Origin of the sequence: Tolypothrix sp. VBCCA 56010 (assembly GCF_050875635.1) — a bacterium.
Taxonomy (GTDB): Bacteria; Cyanobacteriota; Cyanobacteriia; order Cyanobacteriales; family Nostocaceae; genus Hassallia.
This window is the reverse complement of sequence record NZ_JBPAOH010000068.1, coordinates 19,045-37,941: the sequence shown is the minus strand read 5'-3', so window position 1 is coordinate 37,941 and position 18,897 is coordinate 19,045. Positions and strand designations below refer to the sequence as shown.

15 protein-coding genes and 1 pseudogene are annotated in these 18,897 nt (G+C 45.3%); 9 read left to right on the top strand and 7 right to left on the bottom strand.

All coding sequences use genetic code 11. The features are described 5' to 3' along the window. The 3 genes and pseudogenes from AABK37_RS22185 to AABK37_RS22175 form a co-directional block, all read left to right on the top strand. Positions 1 to 302 (top strand): annotated as a pseudogene (locus AABK37_RS22185) (photosystem II D2 protein (photosystem q(a) protein)); the annotation flags it as partial. Then, a complete protein-coding gene (gene psbC / locus AABK37_RS22180; RefSeq protein WP_432553692.1) occupies positions 286 to 1,674 on the top strand; it encodes a photosystem II reaction center protein CP43 in 1,389 nt (462 codons plus the stop codon). The pseudogene AABK37_RS22185 and the gene psbC, both read left to right, overlap by 17 nt. 476 nt (positions 1,675 to 2,150) lie before the next feature. Continuing rightward, a complete protein-coding gene (locus AABK37_RS22175; RefSeq protein WP_432553691.1) occupies positions 2,151 to 2,906 on the top strand; it encodes a thioesterase II family protein in 756 nt (251 codons plus the stop codon). Positions 2,907 to 2,925: 19 nt separating this feature from the next. Here AABK37_RS22175 and AABK37_RS22170 read toward each other — a convergent pair whose 3' ends face one another. From AABK37_RS22170 to AABK37_RS22160, 3 genes are read right to left on the bottom strand one after another with little or no spacing between them, the layout of a single operon-like run. Continuing rightward, positions 2,926 to 5,082, bottom strand: coding sequence for an acylase (locus AABK37_RS22170; protein WP_432553690.1), 2,157 nt, complete (start codon positions 5,080 to 5,082; stop codon positions 2,926 to 2,928). Between the two features lie 53 nt (positions 5,083 to 5,135). After that, complete coding sequence (locus AABK37_RS22165) at positions 5,136 to 5,540, bottom strand: ExbD/TolR family protein (protein ID WP_432553689.1); 405 nt, start codon at positions 5,538 to 5,540, stop codon at positions 5,136 to 5,138. After that, positions 5,524 to 6,177, bottom strand: coding sequence for a MotA/TolQ/ExbB proton channel family protein (locus tag AABK37_RS22160; RefSeq protein WP_432553688.1), 654 nt, complete (start codon positions 6,175 to 6,177; stop codon positions 5,524 to 5,526). The genes AABK37_RS22165 and AABK37_RS22160 overlap by 17 nt, the downstream gene beginning before the upstream one ends. A gap of 318 nt (positions 6,178 to 6,495) precedes the next feature. On the opposite strand from AABK37_RS22160, the gene AABK37_RS22155 reads away from it, so the two are divergent. Further along, complete coding sequence (locus AABK37_RS22155) at positions 6,496 to 8,550, top strand: TonB family protein (protein ID WP_432553687.1); 2,055 nt, start codon at positions 6,496 to 6,498, stop codon at positions 8,548 to 8,550. Between the two features lie 319 nt (positions 8,551 to 8,869). On the opposite strand, the gene ggt is transcribed toward AABK37_RS22155, so the two are convergent. The 3 genes from ggt to AABK37_RS22140 all read right to left on the bottom strand — a co-directional run bounded on the left by ggt (position 8,870) and on the right by AABK37_RS22140 (position 13,176). After that, a complete protein-coding gene (gene ggt / locus AABK37_RS22150) occupies positions 8,870 to 10,822 on the bottom strand; it encodes a gamma-glutamyltransferase (RefSeq protein WP_432553686.1) in 1,953 nt (650 codons plus the stop codon). A gap of 201 nt (positions 10,823 to 11,023) precedes the next feature. Beyond that, complete coding sequence (locus tag AABK37_RS22145; RefSeq protein ID WP_432553685.1) at positions 11,024 to 12,499, bottom strand: ATP-binding protein; 1,476 nt, start codon at positions 12,497 to 12,499, stop codon at positions 11,024 to 11,026. Beyond that, entirely contained in the window at positions 12,496 to 13,176 is a 681-nt protein-coding gene (locus tag AABK37_RS22140) for a response regulator transcription factor (protein WP_432553695.1), read from the bottom strand. The genes AABK37_RS22145 and AABK37_RS22140 overlap by 4 nt, the downstream gene beginning before the upstream one ends. 251 nt (positions 13,177 to 13,427) lie before the next feature. Here AABK37_RS22140 and AABK37_RS22135 point away from each other — a divergent pair, with 251 nt between their 5' ends. The 4 genes from AABK37_RS22135 (at position 13,428) to AABK37_RS22120 (ending at position 16,224) form a co-directional block, all read left to right on the top strand. Next, positions 13,428 to 13,985, top strand: a complete 558-nt coding sequence (locus AABK37_RS22135) for a cytochrome b (protein WP_432553684.1) — start codon at positions 13,428 to 13,430, stop codon at positions 13,983 to 13,985. Positions 13,986 to 14,160: 175 nt separating this feature from the next. Then, on the top strand, positions 14,161 to 14,769 hold the full coding sequence (locus AABK37_RS22130; RefSeq protein WP_432553683.1) for a hypothetical protein: 609 nt from the start codon (positions 14,161 to 14,163) through the stop codon (positions 14,767 to 14,769). Between the two features lie 52 nt (positions 14,770 to 14,821). Next, positions 14,822 to 15,283 (top strand): hypothetical protein, encoded by a 462-nt coding sequence (locus tag AABK37_RS22125; protein ID WP_432553682.1) that lies wholly within the window; start codon positions 14,822 to 14,824, stop codon positions 15,281 to 15,283. 11 nt (positions 15,284 to 15,294) lie between these two features. Next, the gene (locus tag AABK37_RS22120; RefSeq protein WP_432553681.1) at positions 15,295 to 16,224 is read left to right on the top strand and encodes an intradiol ring-cleavage dioxygenase; all 930 of its coding nucleotides are present in this window, start codon (positions 15,295 to 15,297) and stop codon (positions 16,222 to 16,224) included. A 37-nt stretch (positions 16,225 to 16,261) separates the two neighbouring features. On the opposite strand, the gene AABK37_RS22115 is transcribed toward AABK37_RS22120, so the two are convergent. Beyond that, the gene (locus AABK37_RS22115; RefSeq protein ID WP_432553680.1) at positions 16,262 to 16,531 is read right to left on the bottom strand and encodes a hypothetical protein; all 270 of its coding nucleotides are present in this window, start codon (positions 16,529 to 16,531) and stop codon (positions 16,262 to 16,264) included. Positions 16,532 to 17,147: 616 nt separating this feature from the next. Here AABK37_RS22115 and AABK37_RS22110 point away from each other — a divergent pair. Continuing rightward, complete coding sequence (locus tag AABK37_RS22110; protein WP_432553679.1) at positions 17,148 to 18,884, top strand: efflux RND transporter periplasmic adaptor subunit; 1,737 nt, start codon at positions 17,148 to 17,150, stop codon at positions 18,882 to 18,884. Positions 18,885 to 18,897 lie beyond the last annotated feature (13 nt).

Sequence of the window (18,897 nt, the reverse complement as noted above, 5' to 3'; positions counted from 1 at the left end):
GGTCACAGATATTCGGGATTGCTTTCTCCAACAAGCGTTGGCTGCACTTCTTCATGTTGTTTGTCCCGGTAACAGGCTTGTGGATGGCAGCAATTGGAATTGTTGGTTTGGCGCTGAACCTGCGGGCTTATGACTTCGTATCGCAAGAATTGCGTGCGGCAGAAGACCCAGAGTTTGAAACATTCTATACCAAAAACATTTTGCTGAACGAGGGTATCCGCGCTTGGATGGCTCCTCAAGATCAACCTCACGAACAATTTGTATTCCCTGAAGAGGTACTACCGCGTGGTAACGCTCTCTAATAGACCTTCGGTAATGGGCAGCGGACGCGACCAAGAATCCACCGGATTCGCTTGGTGGTCTGGTAACGCTCGTTTAATCAACTTATCCGGCAAATTGCTGGGTGCTCACGTAGCCCATTCTGGCTTGATTGTATTCTGGGCTGGAGCGATGACTTTATTTGAAGTCGCTCACTTCATTCCCGAAAAGCCGATGTATGAGCAGGGCTTGATTTTGCTACCTCACATCGCCACCTTGGGCTGGGGTGTTGGTGCGGGTGGTGAAGTCATCGACACGTTCCCCTACTTCGTCGTTGGTGTACTACACCTGATTTCTTCGGCTGTACTAGGTTTTGGCGGTATATATCATGCCGTTCGCGGTCCAGAAACCTTAGAAGAGTATTCTTCCTTCTTTGGTTACGACTGGAAAGATAAGAATAAGATGACCAACATCATCGGATTCCACTTAATCATCTTAGGATGTGGTGCGATTCTGTTGGTGTTGAAGGCAACGTTCTTTGGCGGTGTATACGACACCTGGGCACCAGGCGGTGGTGATGTTCGCGTCATTACCAACCCGACACTGAACCCTGCCACAATCTTCGGTTATTTGATTAAATCCCCCTTCGGCGGCGAAGGTTGGATTGTTAGCGTCAGTAACATGGAAGATATCATTGGCGGTCACATTTGGGTTGCCTTTATCTGTATTGCAGGCGGTATTTTCCACATTCTCACCAAGCCTTTTGCTTGGGCACGTCGCGCCTTAATTTGGTCTGGTGAAGCTTACCTCTCCTACAGTATTGGCGCTGTGTCCTTGATGGCTTTCATCGCCTCGATCTTTGTTTGGTATAATAACACTGCTTACCCCAGCGAATTCTACGGTCCTACCGGTCCTGAAGCTTCTCAAGCACAAGCTTTAACCTTCTTGATTCGTGACCAACGCTTGGGTGCTAACGTCGGTTCTGCACAAGGTCCTACCGGCTTAGGTAAATACTTGATGCGCTCTCCTACTGGTGAAATCATCTTCGGTGGAGAAACCATGCGCTTCTGGGATTTCCGCGGTCCTTGGTTGGAGCCTCTACGCGGTCCCAACGGTCTTGACTTGGAAAAAATCAAGAATGATATTCAGCCTTGGCAAGCTCGTCGTGCCGCTGAATACATGACTCATGCTCCTCTGGGTTCTTTGAACTCTGTGGGTGGTGTAGCTACGGAGATCAACTCCTTCAACTACGTATCTCCTCGTGCTTGGTTGGCATGTTTCCACTTTGTCGTGGGCTTCTTCTTCCTAGTTGGTCACTTGTGGCACGCCGGTCGCGCTCGTGCAGCATCAGGTGGATTTGAGAAAGGTCTCAACCGTGAGAACGAACCAGTAATGTCAATGAAACCACTTGACTAGTTTGCAAAGTTTTTAACTTTCATCACTGACAATCAATAGTTTTAAGGCTCCTGTTGAAAAACAGGGGCTTTTTTTATTACAAAAAACAGGTTGTGGGGTGTGGGGTTGCAGGTTTCGGTTTAAAAATAAAAAACTTTAGTTATGGGTTTAAAGCCCGTTAAAAAAAAGATGTTTTTAAGGGGACGCATAGCGCGAGAAAAACGGTGTCCTTGTTTCAATCCCACGTTTTAAAACGTGGGTTCCCCACTCAGCCACCCCCTACCCCCTACACCCTTTGAATATCTTGAATCCCAGAGCGAATACGTCCGCCTCAGGTAGCATCTCACCCAAATACCCGCCTACGCCGACCGAGCGCCTTGGGCGCTAAGAGCGGACACTCATTGACAACCTTGTTTGTAGAGCCTCAGGCTTAAGCGCAGCTAGGGCGATAAAGCGCAACCTCACATAGAATTAGTATTAGATTAGACAGTTTGATTATGCAAACCACACAAATATTTAATTGCGTTACTTGTCCCTACCCAAATCCTCATGCTTCGGTGCGTTTATTCTGCTTTCCCTACGCAGGAGGTAGTTCTCTGATTTTTCGCCCGTGGTTGACAAGTCTACCTACAACTGTCGAAGTTTGTCCTATCGAACTTCCTGGACGGGGAATCCAAATGAGGTTAACTCCTTTCTCACAGCTACAACCCTTGATTGAGACTTTAGCTTCTGCCCTCGAACCATATTTAGACAAACCATTCGCTTTCTTCGGTCATAGCCTGGGTGGGTTGGTCAGTTTTGAACTTGCTCGCCAACTTCGTAGAGAGCATAATCTTAGTCCAGTTCACCTATTTGTTTCTGCTACCCGCGCTCCTCAAATCCCGTCACCAAAGCCACCTATTCACGCACTACCAGACACTGAGCTCATTGAAGAACTGCACCGTTTCAATGGTACACCGGATTCAGTATTGCAGAATACTGAATTGATGCAACTGCTCATCCCTATCCTACGGGCAGATTTTGCAGTATTGGAAACTTATGTTTACGCCCACCAAGCGCCACTTGAATGTCCAATTACTGCTTTTGGTGGCTTACAAGACGAAGAAGTAAGTCTTGAAGAACTCGAAGCATGGCGATCGCACACCATAGCTTCTTACAAATTACAGATGTTCAACGGGGACCATTTTTTCATCCAATCGGAACAAGCACTTTTTCTTCAAACCTTAGCTCAACATTTGCAGGCGCTAACTTAAGTTAATGCCTTAAATAAACTTAAAACGCCTTGCGTTCAGCTAAATGAGCCTTTATTATGGCGCGATCGCGCCACACTGGACGCAATTGTTTTTTAGCAAACATCGGCAATTGCTCGCCAACATGCGATGATCCCGGTTGAGTTGCATTACCGTAGCTAGTTAGTGCCATCGCTTTTACAGGGTTGGAAAACTCAATTGCAGCTACGTATGAATCCCCTGCAACAGATTGAAACCGTCCGTTTTCCGAGGGAGCAAAATAGAGAGCGCGGAAAATACCAAGCTCCCCGTCCCCACCATTAGCTGGTAAATCTACATTGCTATACTTCAGGCGGAAAACCTCTCCCCACGGCACATCTAGCGCTCCATAAGTCTTTTCTACCTTGGCTGCTACAGTTTCTAATGTAGCAACAGCATTCTTAGGGTTAATCAAACCATCGGGTGTTGTACGCGGAGATTTTTCATTCCAAGGTTTACTAAACGCCTTATCTAAATCCATCGCTTCCACCCAAGACGCAAAAAGTACCGCACCTCGACTATCTGCATTGGCTTGTCTATCCCAAGCTTCGAGTACACTAGCTGCACGTTTAGCTAATTCCTGACCGTACTGTTTTGCAGCAGGTATTAAATCATCTAATATGCGATCTGCTAGTTCCATCCGGGTAGAATGCTTATATCTAATCATTTCATCTAAAGAAATTTTGTCATCTTCTGCCAACATCCTGGCAGAACGTTGCGCTCGGAAATCCATGAAACGAGGAGCCATATATGGCGGGTAATTATTTGCTTTAATAGCTTGTGGAAATGTAGTTGTCCAAGGTGGGTCATTGGCATTCTGCAACCAGCCACTCGCCGGATCGATAACGCGGGGTAAATCCTTGTATGGGTGAATTTTCGTCCATAAAGTTTTCGAGGTGTCGCCAGGAATCATACCTTCCCAGTATTTAAAATCTCCTTGCTCGCGCACTGGAACTTGACCATTAAACAGATGCATAATATGCCCTTCTCTATCGGCATACATCACAGTAAACATCGGCAGTTGCAAGCGCTCAAGTACCTTTTGGAACTGAGTCAGATTTTGGGAACGTGCCATATCCCACCACTGTTCGAGCACTCCCGGTCGGTCAAGACCAACAACCCGCAGCGCGATCGCTTTGCCATCTTTCTGACTGACAATCGGTCCGTGGACGGAACTTTTCACTACTAGGGGTTGCTCCAACAACGTCCCGTCTTTTTGTTTCACCTTCAATGAAAGGGTTTTTGTCTCAAAAGGACGAACTTTGCCATCAAAACGATAACCGTCACCAGTCAGCTTGAGTTCATAAGCATCCCATCCGTCATGGGTGTTTACGGTATGAGTCCAACCCAAATTATCATTGAAGGCAATATTTAAAACGGGAATCCCCACCAAAGAGGCTCCGTAAGCATCAATGCCTGGGGCGGTTATTTGCGCTTCATACCACAGATATAAATCTGACCAGGGAAGGTGTGGATTTGCCAGTAACATTGCGTGACCATTTGCAGAATGTTTGGGTGCGATCGCCCAACCGTTAGAACCAGCTTTTGGTTCTTGGCTACTGACACCCGCTACTTTCTCTGGGTCAACTACAAAAGTAAAATTAAGCACTCGCTGAAGATGAGCCAGTACATCTTCTCCTTTAACTGGTAACACACCTTCAACCGAGTCATCGATTAAATCACCATGTTCCTTTACATAAGTATTTATCCCACTAGCAAAGGCATCAAGGTAACTACGGAAAGCTGGACTTTGTGCAGAATACCAAGAATCGGCGCGTTCGGGTACTCCCATTGTTAGTACCCATTTGTCCGATTCTAAATACTTTTCTCCCCAATATTCAGCAGCACGCCCCCTTGCTTGACCGTACAGACGCAGTAGCAAATTACCATGACTTTGCATCTGCGCCCACCCAAACGCTTGAAAGGCACTTCGGGTATCTTTTCCGTATATATGCGGTATACCATAGGTATCCCAAAGTATCTCAGTCGATTTTGGTGGAGAGCTTAAACTTTGACTCCCCACAACCAAAGCAAAAATCAGACCGACTATAAACAGTAAAACCGCAAATGGCTTTCTTTTAAATATTCTCAGCGCATGACGCTTGGAGCGAAAAACGTGAAAAATTTCTAAAAAAATCAACTGCACCCTGTTAATGAACATGATAATAGAGAGCGAAAAACTTTCGCTCTTGAACTAGTTTGATTCAAAACCTGCTATTGTTTTTGAGTAGCGATCGCTAACCTAGCTCCCTTCACCTGACGTACTTTATCCATTACCGCTACAACCTTACCGTGTCCTACCCCTTCATCCGCATTAATTATTACTACTGCCTCCGGGTTTGCACCAACTAAACCACGCACTTGTTCAGTCAGCGCATCAATTGTTGTCGGCTTTTTGTTCAAGCTCACCTGTGATTGCGAATCTACCGTAATAGTGATTCTTGTGGGAATTTGGGATTGTTGAGATGTTGAAGCCCTTGGTAAATTTACAGGTAAACCTTCCTGTCGAGTTAAAAACAGCGTTGACATGATAAAAAACGTCAAAATCGCAAATATCACATCAATCATCGGCACGATATTTATTTGCGCTGGAATATCAGGTTCATCTGGTAGTCGCATATGATTTCTCTCCTCGTTCGTAACGACGACGATAAAGTAGTTCTAACTGTCCACCATATTCTTGCATGAATGCAATTTGACGTTGATAAAGTCCTCGAAATGTATTGGCAAACATCAACGTAAAAATAGCTACAATTAATCCCGATGCAGTCGATACGAGCGCTTCACTAATACCTGCTGTAATGCTTCCAGTTTTACTACCACCAACATCACCGAGATTCAGCGAAGCAAACGAAACTATCAAACCCAATACTGTACCAAGCAATCCCAACAAAGGAGCAAGGGAGATGATTGTCTCAAAGATATTATTAAACCGTTTGAGTACAGGTATTTCCGCCTGTGCCTCACTTTCCAACGCCAAACGAAACTCCTCTGGAGTAGGTTGTTCCAATTCCAAAGCCGAGAGAAACATTCTTGCGATCGGTAAATCCGCATTCTTTCGCAGCTTATCTAGCGCACCTACCACATTATCCAAGCGATATAAATTCAAAACTTCCCGTACCACCCGACTCTGACGTTGATTGATACGATACCAAAAACGAATTCGTTCTATAATTAAGGCGATCGCAGCCACACTAAAAGCCAGTAGGGGGAACATCACCACGCCCCCAGCCACAAACAACTCAACTATTCCCATATTTTGCCTCTAACCAGTATGAATTTACCAAAAACAATCGATAACTACAAAATCATAGTATTGAAACTAGTTTTCAACAAACAGTAGAATGAAATCAGTCCTCATGTCAATCCTATTTTAAAGCTTGATGACATAATTTTTTATTATTGATGATGAGTTTAGCTATACCAAAAGTGAATGAAGATTGATACATACATGTGTTAAGGCGAAATCACCTCTGACACAACTAGTGAATAAAAGATTTATCTAATTAGTTTACTTTTGCAATCAAAAGTTTTACTGTAGAAAAGCAATAGTGAAAATAAATAGCAATAGTTTATGAGCTTCTCCAGTATTGCGATAGAGCAGCGAGAGAAAGAATTCAAAGCGCTAAAAACTTTCTTGGTCTATAGCACGGTTGGCTCGTTGGTGCTGCACGTCGCGGTACTGGCATCTGGCATCGGTAATCTTTTGACGCGAGTACCAGAACTGGATGAGAAACCGATTGAATTGACTTTTGTAGAGCCAGAAGTCAAGGAAACACCAATAGAGGAAGAAAAAAAGCCCGAACCTGAAGATAATAAATTGGGTGCTGGAGAGATTTTGACATCATCAGGAGGGAATGCTGGTGAAGGAACTGTTGGGGGAACATCTACACAATCATCTCCTCAAATTCAAGCGCAACTTCCCGTAAACGTTCAGCCTGCACCACAAGCACCCCTGCCAGTGCCCAAGCCGATTGAAAACCCAATCGTACCCCAAGCACCCACTCCCGTACAGAAGCAAGTTGAGAGGCAGCAACCCAATGTCACTCGACCACAACCGCAGAAGGAAGATCCGGTAGTTTCCAAGGAACCGCAAAAGCTAGTAAGTAATACACCCAAAGAAACAACCCCAGTTCAAAAGCCTGTTGAAAGAACTCAGCCTCAAGAATCACAAACTACGAAAGTCGCAACTAACAATACGACAGCACAATCATCGACTAGCAGCCAAGAAAGTAGCGAGAACTTGAGAAACGCGCTAGGTAACATTAGAGATTCAAGAGCTACTCAAACAGGTTCCGGTAATGCTTCTTCTGATAGTACCGGAGGTGGTGGTAATTCCACCATTGCTTCGGGTTCTGGAACTGGTAACGGTACGGGGAGCGGTACTGGTACAGGTTATGGAACTGGTAGCGGTACAGGGAATGGGACAGGTAACGGTACGGGGAGCGGTACTGGTACAGGTTATGGAACTGGTAGCGGTACGGGCAGTGGTAGCGGTACTGGTTCAGGTAGTGGTAACGGAGTTGGTTTTGGAACAGGTAGTGGTAGCGGTACTGGTATAGGGAATGGTAGCGGTTCTGGTACAGGTAATGGAACGGGAAGCGGCAGAGGGGAAATAGCTGTCGCACCAACACAACCTAAGATACCAACACGAGTAGAAAAACCCGAAGGCAACGGTGGATCTGGAGGCTCTGCGGATGGTCGAGCCGCCTGTAAAGATTGTAAAGTTAAATACTCAGATAGTGCTAGAAGGCGAAGAGCAGAAGGAAGAGTAGAAGTAGCTGTTTCTAGGGACAAAGATGGCAATGTTACTAATGTGCGGTTGGCTCGTTCCAGTGGCGATCGCGAGTTGGATGAAGATACACTAAGACAAGCGCGGGAGTGGAAATTAAAACCCTCTGAGGGAGGTAGCCAAGAAGTTAAGATCGCCACAGACTACTCGATTGCAGGTTCTCGCCGTAACCGTCAAGTGCGAGAAAGGCAGCAACAACGGCAAGAACGAGAAAGACAGCAGCAAGTAGCAGCAGCTTCTTCAGATAACAATAATTCTGGGGAAACACCAGGACGCAGAAGGAGAAATCTAGATGCACCATCTAATAATACTGATGTAGCTGCGTCTTCTGGCAGAAGACGGCGAAATATAGAATCATCAGGGGAAAGTGCATCTTCTAATCAAGAATCGAGAAGTAGTAGGCTGAATCAGCGTTTGCGACGACGTGCAGAAGTGACTGCATCTAGGAATGAAGGTGAAACATCGAGAAGTAGTAGGCTAAGTCAAGGTTTGCGGCGACGTGCAGAAGTGACTGCATCTAGGAATGAAGGTGAAACATCGAGAAGTAGTAGGCTAAGTCAACGTTTGCGGCGACGTGCAGAAGTAACTGCATCTAGGAATGAAGGTGAAACACCGAGACGACGGGTAAGAAATTCAGAACAAAGTTCTCTTGGTAGTCGCTTACGCAGACGTAGGGAAGTAACTGCTGACAGGAGAACATCAGGAGAACAGCAAGCACCTAGAAGAAGGAGACGGGAAATTAATCAATCAAATCAGTCTTCAGATAGTGGTAGTCGGTTGCGTAGTGTATTGCGGCGCAGTCGGGAATCTGCACCTAGTAGTGGTGGAGGCGAATAATTGGCGTTGCTGAATGAAAGTATGAATTTATGCGATCGCAATTGCGATCGCAAGCGAATGATATCATGTCCTAATAAATAACCATAATAAAAGAACCCCACCCGCCTGTGGCACCCTCCCGAAGAGCGGGGAGGGTTGGGGAGGGGTTCTTCATGAATTATGGGTGATTGCCCGGACATGATATGAGTGTCCATTTAATAATCTACAAAACTTGTAGGGTGTCGTACTCTCGTAGCTAACACACCAAAAGCTAGGGTGCGTTAGGACAAGTGTCCTTAACGCACCCTACGAAATTTCTGCATACTTTCATGCTGACTTTTCAAAAGCCTCTAGGGGAACCTTCACCACGGGGATCGGCTGCTGCTTCTAAAGTTCCATCTTGCGTGACAACGATCGCGTTAGCATTACCCCAAGGCGTAATTTCCTTAATATTTTGTCCGCGACGGCGTAAGTCTTGCACAGTCACAGCATCCAAACCCCAAGGTTCGGTTCGCAGCTCATCGGGAAGCCATTGATGATGTATGCGTGGAACAGAAACAGCTGCACCTGCATCCATCTTGTATTCCAAGACATTGAGGATAACTTGCAGCACTTGAGTAATAATCGTACCACCTCCCGGCGCACCCACCGCCATGCGGAGGCGATTATTTTCAGTGATAATTGTCGGAGTCATGCTGGATAAAGGAGTTTTGCGGGGTGCGATCGCATTCGCTTCATTACCCACCAAACCAAAAGCATTCGGTACTCCCGGTGCAGCTGCAAAATCATCCATTTCATCATTCAGCAAAATACCAGTTCCCGACGCCACCACCCCAGAACCAAAACCATAGTTTACCGTAAAAGTCAAGCTAATCGCGTTACGCTGTTCATCCACAACGTTAATGTGGGTAGTTTCCGGAGACTCGTAGGGGAGATGAGGGGATGAGGGAGATGAGGGGGATGAGGGGGATGAGGGGGATGAGGAAGATGAGGGGGACAAGGGGGACAGGGGGGACAGGGGGAGGACACTTCCGTGCGGGGGTTCCCCCCCGTTAAGGAACGTGTCCGTGGACAATAAAAAATTTCTCCCTTGTCTCCCCCCTCTTCCTTGTCTTCCCCCACTCCCCCCCTCTCCCCATCTCCCCATTCCCCCCTCCCCCCCTCTCCCCATCTCCCCTGGCTTGACTTCAGTTGAGGGTTTGGCGCGATCCATTGTGATTTGTGCCCGCCGAATTTTGGCGTATGCTGGGCTGATAAGTTGTTGTACGGGCACTTTGACAAAATCGGGATCGCCTAAATATACAGAGCGATCGGCGTAAGCAATTTTCATTGCTTCTGTCATTAAATGTAAAGCATCTGGGTGATGCCATCCCAAAGATTTTAAATCTGTGTCCCCAATAATGTTTAAAATCTGCAATAGGTGAACACCTCCCGATGAAGGTGGTGGCATTGAGCAAATTTTAGCAGAGCGGAAGTTACCACAAATCGGAGTCCGCCAAATTGGTTTGTAAGATTTTAAGTCTTCAAGAGTAATTAAACCATTGTTTTTTGCCATATCGGAAGCGATCGCCCGCGCAATATTTCCGGTATAAAAATCTTGGGGATTCTTGGCAATTGTTTCTAAAGTTTTTGCCAAGTCACGCTGTATTAACCTTTCCCCTGGTTGATAAAATTCGCCGTTGCGAGTGAAAATTGCTCGTGCTGCTGGATTAGCGAGAATTGCTTGTTTGCGTTCTTGGTAAACTTGTAGAGAACGCCAAGTAGGTTGTTGACTGAGGATGAAGCCATTCTTCGCCAGAGCGATCGCCGGTTTGACAACTTCTTGCCAAGGTAGTTTACCATAACGACGATGTAATTCATACAATCCCGCTACTGTTCCTGGTGTCGCTACTGCCAAATAACCGTTAATACTGACATTCGCACGCACCTTACCTTGAGCATCCAAATACATATTTCTAGTAGCTTTTAGCGGTGCGCGTTCGCGAAAATCGAGCGCTTTCATCTCTCCAGTTTGCGCTGAATGCATTAGCAAAAATCCGCCACCACCAATTCCTGCCGAAAAAGGTTCTATTACAGAAATTGCAAAAGTTGTGGCAACTGCAGCATCAACTGCGTTACCTTTTTTGCGTAACATTTCTAACCCGGCTTCACTTCCTAAAGGATTAGCCGAAACCACCATTGCTTTTTTGGTGCGTAAAGGTAATGTTACGGTGGCTGATACTACTTGGTTGTAAAAGAGAACACTAATAGAAAAGATTGCAGATGCAAATTGTTTGTATTTTGTGACACGCATTTGTATGTAAGTAGATGGGCATAAATAAACGCTTTGTCAGGTAGTAAGGGCTTCAGCCCTTGAAACCCTTGATCTGAGCGGTAAACCGCTCACTACAAACCAGGACACTATTTTACGTTTAATTTCGCCTACTTATTTAAGAGTGTTTGATATTTCTTGGGAATGCATTTTCTAACTGAAATTGCTATCAGCTGCGATCGCTTAATCCAATTTAATCGGCAAAGTGAGGGTGAAAGCTGTTTGACCATTTGATGTTGAGTCAAGGGTGAGGTCGCCATGATGTGCGCGGGCAATTTCACGGGCTAGGCTGAGTCCTAGTCCAATTCCTTCTACTTTACGGGTTCGCGCAGGATCGCCGCGATGGAAGCGGTCAAAAATGCGCTCTTTGTCGGTCACTGCTATGTCTTTTGATGCATTGACAATCGTGACGCGGACAGACGTTTCAGCTTTTCGAGCGTGAATCTGTATCCAGCCGTTGGCGAGATTATATTTAATGGCATTACTGAACAGGTTTTGCAGAACTTGAATCAGAAGATCGCGATCGCCCTGTACTGTGAGTTTATCGGTGATGTCGGTTTGCACAGCTAAGTCGGGAGCCAGCAGTTCTACATCTTCTAACATCTCGATTAGCAACTCAGACATATCCACTTCAATTAAATACAAACTCATTTGTCCGGCATCTGCCAAAGACAGCAGCAAGAGTTTCCGCATAATACCACTCAAGCGGCGCACTTCATCTAACAAATTGCTTAAGCGCTGTTGCACTTGGGAACCTGGGTCAACTTGTTGCAGCGTTCGTTCCAGTTCGCCTTGGAGAATGGTTAGTGGGGTTTTCAGTTCGTGAGCGGCATCAGCACTGAAGCGAGAAGCTTGTGTAAAACTGCGTTCCAGGCGTTCGAGCATTTGGTTAAACACTTGAATCAGTTCGACAAATTCAACATCCGTTGTCCCAATCGGAATTCGTTGATCTAATCCTTTAACAGTCACCTGTTGAATGACGCCTGTTAATTGCCGAATCGGACGCAAAGCACTACCAGAAACCACCCAAGCGCCGACCGCAAGCAGCAGCAGCGTTCCCGGAATTGATACAATAAAGATATTGCGAATACTAGCCATCTCTTGATTGACGGCTTGCAGGCTAACGGCGATCGCAACCTGAACATTAGGAAATTTCGCTGCCCCAATCCGCCAGGTTTCTGTTGCCGTGGCGACGGTGACGAATTGAGGTGGAGGTGGAGGTGGAAGTGGGCGAATAAAAGGCGATTGTTCTTGATGTGGATTTGTACTGGGGGGTTTTGGCGGTGGTTCACCTTTAGGGAACGGTGGCAGAGGTGTCAACTCAAGACGCTCAATAAGCAGACGATTTACGTTTTTGTCGGCAGGTAAAGAGTTGGATTGATAAACTGTGTTGCCGTTTGCATCTAACACCAGCAGTGCGATCGGGATTTTTGTATTTGTTGCGAAAGCATGGGATAATGAGTCTGCGTAACGCTGCGATCGCTCTCGACCGGGTGAACGGGTTAAGCGCATCAACTGATTGAACATTTCTGCATCAAGGCGGCTGATTTTAGCGTTGTAAATCTGAAACCAGGACACAGCGCCAAACCCTACTAATGCGCTTCCAGCCAAAGCCGCAGACAACAGGGCAATCCTAAGTCGAAACGAAGGTAGTTTCATGTTTGATCTGGATTGCGAAACCGATATCCAACCCCGCGAATGCTTTCAATCCAGTTTGTTTGATCAATGGGATCAATTTTTTTGCGAATTCGCTGGATACAAACATCTACAACATTGGTGTTGGGGTTAAAGTCGTAACCCCAAACGTGTTCTAAAATTTGGGTACGGGTAAATACTCGTCCGGGAGAGCGCATGAGATACTCTAGAAGATTAAACTCGCGGCTGGTGAGTTCTATTGCCTGTTGATCGCAAGTGACTTCTCGCGTAATGCGATCAAGTTTGAGCGGTCCAACCGCAAGAATATTTTGGCGCTCGCCCACACTCCGGCGCACAACTGCATGAATTCGCGCTGCTAACTCTTCCACAAAAAACGGTTTGGCGATATAATCATCGGCTCCTAAATTCAATCCTTGCAGGCGATCGTCCAGTTCATTCCGAGCCGTTAACAAAATCACCGGAGCATTCCGACCTTGCTGCCGCAATTGTTTCAAAATCGATAATCCATCTTTTCCCGGCACCATAATATCAAGCACGATCGCGTCGTACTCATTATCTAATGCCCGCAGATATCCTTCATCACCGTTGTCGCAGTAGTCCACGACAAATCCCTGCTCCTTCAGTCCAGCCCGGACGAAGTTAGCAATTTTTGCTTCATCTTCGACAAACAGAACGTTCACAAGCATTCATTACTTCACAAGCATTGTTCCATTCTAGATTCATTACCGTTTGGCTCAAATTACAAAAGTGTAATTCATAAAGCAAGTAGGCTGTCATTTTCAGGTGGCTTAATCATAAATATGAACACCACTACTTTTGATCGAAGTCACCTACTATCAAAGCTCTACTCATTGTTTGACACAACGTTAATTTAATGTTATAGGCTTGACATTGTTGAGCCTTTTCTAGTTTCTTGCGATCTAAAGTTTTTATGTCACATACCACAACTCCCTCAAAACCACGAAGTAATCTGTTTGGGCGGTTATGGAAGCTGCATTGGGTTATGGCTACCTGTTTTCTCGTCATCTACTTAATTGGTATAGTGATGGCTCGCTTACCGCGTGAAGTTTTCTTTAGAGGCTCTCTGTACAACGTCCACAAGTCATTTGGTGTATTAGTTCTGGGTCTACTAATGTTGCGGATTTTTATTTTGCTGCAAGTTATGGCGAGAAAGTATCTCAAACGCAGTCCCAGACTAACACCCCAATGGATAAAGACTTTTTCCTTACATTTACTACTTTATCTGTTGATGCTGATTGTTCCGATTAGCGGCATTTTGTTATCAAACACAGGTGGACATGATGTTCCATTCTTTTTTGTAACGTTGCCCAATTGGTTCGAGGAAAATCGTTCTATTACGGCGATCGCTCACAATCTCCATTTTTGGCTATCGTACACCTTGCTGGCACTGGTTGCGCTGCACATAATTGAACAACGTCAGTTTCTCTCTAGAACCTGGAAACGGATGACAAAAATTACAAAACTGTAATTTAAAACCCTGACGAACTGTAATTTTGAGTTGGCTTAATTAGAAATGTAGGACTTACGCACTCCTTCATGGAATAACGAACCGCGAAGGCACGAAGGACACGAAGAAATAGGAGTTTGAGAGATATTTTGCGTAAGTCCTAAAATGTAAACAATCTATCTTTTGGTGGTTGAGAATGAATATTCGTCGAACATTAGCCGTGGCAGCGATTCCCGTTTTGGTTGGCACATTTGGTTTTATTTCACTCAATCAAGCAAATGCTGCTAACCGATTTTATCAAATCGCACAAGTACCACAACCACCTAATCAACCACCAAACGGACAGCGCAAACCACCCCGGATTGATTTTAAGGCTGCTGCGGCGAAGTTAGGTGTCACAGAACAACAATTAAAAGATGCCTTGGGAGTACCTGCCAATCCTCCAAATCCTGGTGATCGCACTTCTCGACCACCCCGCCCTGATTTTAAGGCGGCTGCGACGAAGTTGGGTGTCACAGAACAACAATTAAAGGATGCTTTGGGAGTACCTGCCAATCCTCCAGGCGATCGCAATGGACATCATCCTCGCCCTGATTTTGCAGCCGCAGCGACGAAGTTGGGTGTCACAGAACAACAGTTAAAGGATGCCTTGGGAGTACCTGCTAATCCTCCAAATCCAGGCGATCGCAATGGGCGTCCTCCTCGCCCTGATTTTGCCGCAGCAGCGACGAAGTTGGGTGTCACAGAACAACAGTTAAAGGATGCGCTGGGTATTCCGCCTCGTCCTCAGGAAAATCGCCCTTAATCAGGCAAAATTATTTCGATTCAAAAACAAATTGACTAAAAAAGCTAATTCCATGTTAAAACACAAGCTCGCATTTCTTGTTTTATCTGCTGTTGTCGTAATTGCTCCAACTTTCACTTCCGGTCCTGCAAATGCTCAGACAAAAGTCCAGGTTGTTGCTCAACGCGATCAAGTTAGGGAGCAAGACGGCAGACGCAACTATAGAGAAGATAGAACTCCCCAAGACAGACGCAACTATAGAGAAGATAGAACTCCCCAAGACAGACGCAATTCAAACCGCGACGACGAACTTAATCGTAGAATAGTCAGACTTGGCAATGGTGATGTCAGACTTTCTAACGGCGATATTGTTCCTGCTAGGAGGTTAGTCAGACTGCGTGATGGTTATTTCAGACTTCCCAATGGGGATATTCTTCTTCCGAATGAGGAAATTGTTCCTTCGAGGAGATTAGTTAGAGTGCGTGATGGTTACTTCAGGCTTCCTAATGGGGTGACACTGCAAATAAACCTTTAAAACACTAAAAATTGAATTGTAAATATAGGGCTACCAGGCAATGGTTCAGCCCTTCTTTCCAAACGGGAAATAACGTCAAAATTGATACGCTCAATTCTGTTAACAACGTCCCTTTACAAAAGCATCGTAGAAATAGTATGAAAAAAGGCGATCGCGTTCGCGTAGCGTGTCCGCAGGACTCAGCGACTCCTTCAAAGTATCACCAACTAAATCGGCTTCTCAGTCGCAGAGAGGCACTTGCTCTATTTAGGGCAGGGGTAACAGCAATGCTTGTGGTTGGATGCATACCTAAAAAGTCCAGCACCGCACAGGCATCATCTACAGCAAATGATACAACCAAGCCTGGGTGTATCGTCAGTCCAGAGCAGACCGAAGGACCTTATTTTGTAGACGAGAAGCTCAACCGCTCCGATATCCGATCCGATCCTTCGGATGGTTCAGTCAAAGATGGTGTACCACTTGAACTGACGCTGCGCGTGTCTCAGATTAGCAGTACTAGCTGCATACCGCTTACAGGTGCGACAGTAGATATTTGGCATTGTGACGCGCTGGGCATCTATTCGGATGTAAACGATCCGAGTTTCAGTACCGTCGGGAAAAAGTTCCTGCGCGGGTATCAAGTGACAAACGCTCAGGGAACTGTCGAGTTCACAACCATTTATCCTGGTTGGTATCCAGGCAGAACAGTCCATATCCACTTTAAGGTTCGCACGAATGCGACATCACAGAAGAGTTATGAGTTTACGTCACAGTTGTACTTTGATGACTCGATTACGGATCAAGTACACGCACAGACACCATATGCCAGTAAGGGACAGCGCACAATGAAAAATGCACAAGACGGAATTTTTAAAGATGGTGGAGACCAATTATTGCTCACACCGACCAAAACAAGCCAAGGTTACGCAGCAACCTTTGATATTGGGCTTCAGACAGCTTGATCGGCTTTGATTAATGTTAATTCAACGGATTGAGATTTTATCCGTTCAGCTTTAGAAGGCTGATATTTATGCACTTGTGTCTTAGTACAGTTTTGGGTAAAAGCGTAACGTTTTTAAATGCATCTTGACGCATTAACATTGCATCGGGACGCATTACGATTGTATTGGGATGCATTACGATTGCATCGGGACGCATTACGATTGTATTGGGATGCAATGGCATTGTATCGGGACGCATTGGCATTGCATCGGGACGCATTGGCATTGCATCGGGACGCATTGGCATTGCATCGGGACGCATTGGCATTGCACTCTTATTGCCTTTGTTTAAGAAAGCGCTCGTATTAATGAAATGCTGTACTTAGTGTGTGACTCCTAATTAACACACTCTTTAGCTTTATCGGCTTGACAACCTAGTGCAAGAAGGCAGCTACGCTGAAGGTAAGAAAGTTTGATAGATTTACATACCAAAAATTACAATTTTTGAGTATTAAATTTTACAATTACCAAATAATATAAGTAAGAAGTTCCCAAAATATCCAAGTGTTTCGCCAACCCGACGATGAAAACTGCTTCAACTGGATAAAGTCGAGCTAAAAATGTAAAAAGCAAAATCCGTGACTAAAGTCATGGATGAGTTTAGAACTTTGGATACATATGATTGTTTGAGTTAGTTTCATATGATAGATATCAAAAGTCTTCACTTCTTAGCAAAAGCAACAACTACAAAAAATGTGTGAGTGTATGCAGTAGCTTCAAGTGGGTTAGGCGAAAAGAAAAACGATATACGCGCTTTGTATGAGTGTCGATGAAAACACTACAGATTAAAGAAATCGTTAATACAAAATTATCATACTATAGTTAACTTAAGTTTTTACAGCAATGCCTCTCGGTAGCCGTTATTTCTACACCGGAAATTAAAAATGAAATTAGACACATCGCAGCCTGTAGATTCCACACATTTTTTCCCAGAAGAAAAGAAAAACAAAAAGAAAAAGGGCAGAATTAACTGGGTATCTTGGCTACTTGCATTTTCTCTTTTGGGTGGAGTCGGCTACGTAGGTTATCGCCAAGTGGTCGTTGTTCAGAAACAAGAAGCACAGCGAAAAGTTTTGACAGAGCCTGTATCTCGTCAAAATTTAAGTATTAAGATTTCGGCGAACGGAACTGTTAAGCCCCAAAGGTCGATTAACGTCAGTCCTAAACAATCAGGCATACTGAAAACATTGCTGGTGAAGGAAGGCGATACGGTCAAACAGGGACAGATACTAGCTAATATGGATGATTCTAACCTGCTAGGACAACTCACCCAAGCTAAAGCACAAATAGCACAACAAGAGGCAAATCTCCAAAAAGCGATCGCCGGTAATCGTCCTCAAGATATTGCTTCTGCACAAGCAGCGTTGGACGAGTCTCAGGCAAATTTGCAAAAGGCACAAGCAGGTAATCGTCCTCAAGATATTGCTTCTGCACAAGCAGCATTAGATGAGGCTCAGGCAAATTTGCAAAAGGCACAAACAGGTAATCGACCTCAAGATATTGGTCAAGCACAAGCACGTTTACAAAGCGCTCAAGCTAGCTTAAGTAAAGCCGAAGATGATTTACGCCGCAATCAGCAACTTTACCAGTCTGGAGCCATTTCCCTTCAAACTGTAAACCAAAGCCGTGCAGATCGTGACAGCGCCCAAGGTCAAGTAAATGAAGCACAGCAAGCATTAGGTTTACAAAAAGCCGGATCGCGTCCAGAAGATATCGAACAAGCACGAGCTGTAGTCAGGCAGAGACAGCAGGCTTTAGCACTTTTGAAAGCCGGATCGCGCCCAGAAGACATTGAACAAGCACAAGCAGTAGTCAGGCAGAAACAGCAGGCTTTAGCGCTCCTAAAAGCCGGTTCGCGTCCAGAAGATATTGAACAAGCACGCGCTCAGTTAGCTTCCGCTCGCGGTTCCCTGCAAACCATCCAAACTCAAATCAATGACACCATACTTCGGGCACCTTTTGATGGTGTTGTGACTCAAAAGTATGCCGATCCAGGGGCTTTTGTCACGCCAACCACTTCAGGTAGTGCTGTATCTAGTGCAACATCTTCTTCAATCGTGTCCTTGGCTTCTACAAATGAGGTTGTAGCAAATATAGCTGAAGTAAATATTGCTAAAATCCGCCTTGGTCAGAAAGTCATAATTACAGCAGATGCTTACCCAGGAAAAACTTTTGAGGGTAAAGTTAGTCAAATTGGCGCTCAAGCTATAGTAGAGCAAAATGTTACCAGCTTTCAAGTGAAGGTAGCAATTGTCTCGGATTCCGAAAAGCTGTTGCGGTCTGGGATGAATGTAACAACAGATTTCCAAGTGGGTCAATTATCCAATGTTCTTGTAGTGCCAACAGCAGCGGTTGTGCGCCGACAAAAGTCTACAGGTGTGTTTGTGGCTGGAGAAGATAATAAACCTGTCTTTACTCGCATTAAGACTGGCGTTACAGTTGATAAATATACTGAAGTTCAATCTGGATTGAAAGGAAACGAAAGGGTATTACTCAGCTTTCCTGAAGGGTCACGACCGCAATCAACACCGCGAGGCGGAGTGTTTCCTGGTGTGGGAGGCGGTGGAGGTGGCGGTGGTCGAGGTGGCGGTGGCGGCGGTGGTCGAGGTGGTCCGCCTTAAAAAATTAGTTATA

Excerpts from the sequence above, each read along its gene's own strand:
- AABK37_RS22175 (WP_432553691.1), top strand. The coding sequence starts at position 2,151 with ATGCAAACCACACAAATATTTAATTGCGTTACTTGTCCCTACCCAAAT.
- AABK37_RS22170 (WP_432553690.1), bottom strand. The coding sequence starts at position 5,082 with ATGTTCATTAACAGGGTGCAGTTGATTTTTTTAGAAATTTTTCACGTT.
- AABK37_RS22165 (WP_432553689.1), bottom strand. The coding sequence starts at position 5,540 with ATGCGACTACCAGATGAACCTGATATTCCAGCGCAAATAAATATCGTG.
- AABK37_RS22160 (WP_432553688.1), bottom strand. The coding sequence starts at position 6,177 with ATGGGAATAGTTGAGTTGTTTGTGGCTGGGGGCGTGGTGATGTTCCCC.
- AABK37_RS22155 (WP_432553687.1), top strand. The coding sequence starts at position 6,496 with ATGAGCTTCTCCAGTATTGCGATAGAGCAGCGAGAGAAAGAATTCAAA.
- ggt (WP_432553686.1), bottom strand. The coding sequence starts at position 10,822 with ATGCGTGTCACAAAATACAAACAATTTGCATCTGCAATCTTTTCTATT.
- AABK37_RS22145 (WP_432553685.1), bottom strand. The coding sequence starts at position 12,499 with ATGAAACTACCTTCGTTTCGACTTAGGATTGCCCTGTTGTCTGCGGCT.
- AABK37_RS22135 (WP_432553684.1), top strand. The coding sequence starts at position 13,428 with ATGTCACATACCACAACTCCCTCAAAACCACGAAGTAATCTGTTTGGG.
- AABK37_RS22130 (WP_432553683.1), top strand. The coding sequence starts at position 14,161 with ATGAATATTCGTCGAACATTAGCCGTGGCAGCGATTCCCGTTTTGGTT.
- AABK37_RS22125 (WP_432553682.1), top strand. The coding sequence starts at position 14,822 with ATGTTAAAACACAAGCTCGCATTTCTTGTTTTATCTGCTGTTGTCGTA.
- AABK37_RS22115 (WP_432553680.1), bottom strand. The coding sequence starts at position 16,531 with ATGCCAATGCGTCCCGATGCAATGCCAATGCGTCCCGATGCAATGCCA.
- AABK37_RS22110 (WP_432553679.1), top strand. The coding sequence starts at position 17,148 with ATGAAATTAGACACATCGCAGCCTGTAGATTCCACACATTTTTTCCCA.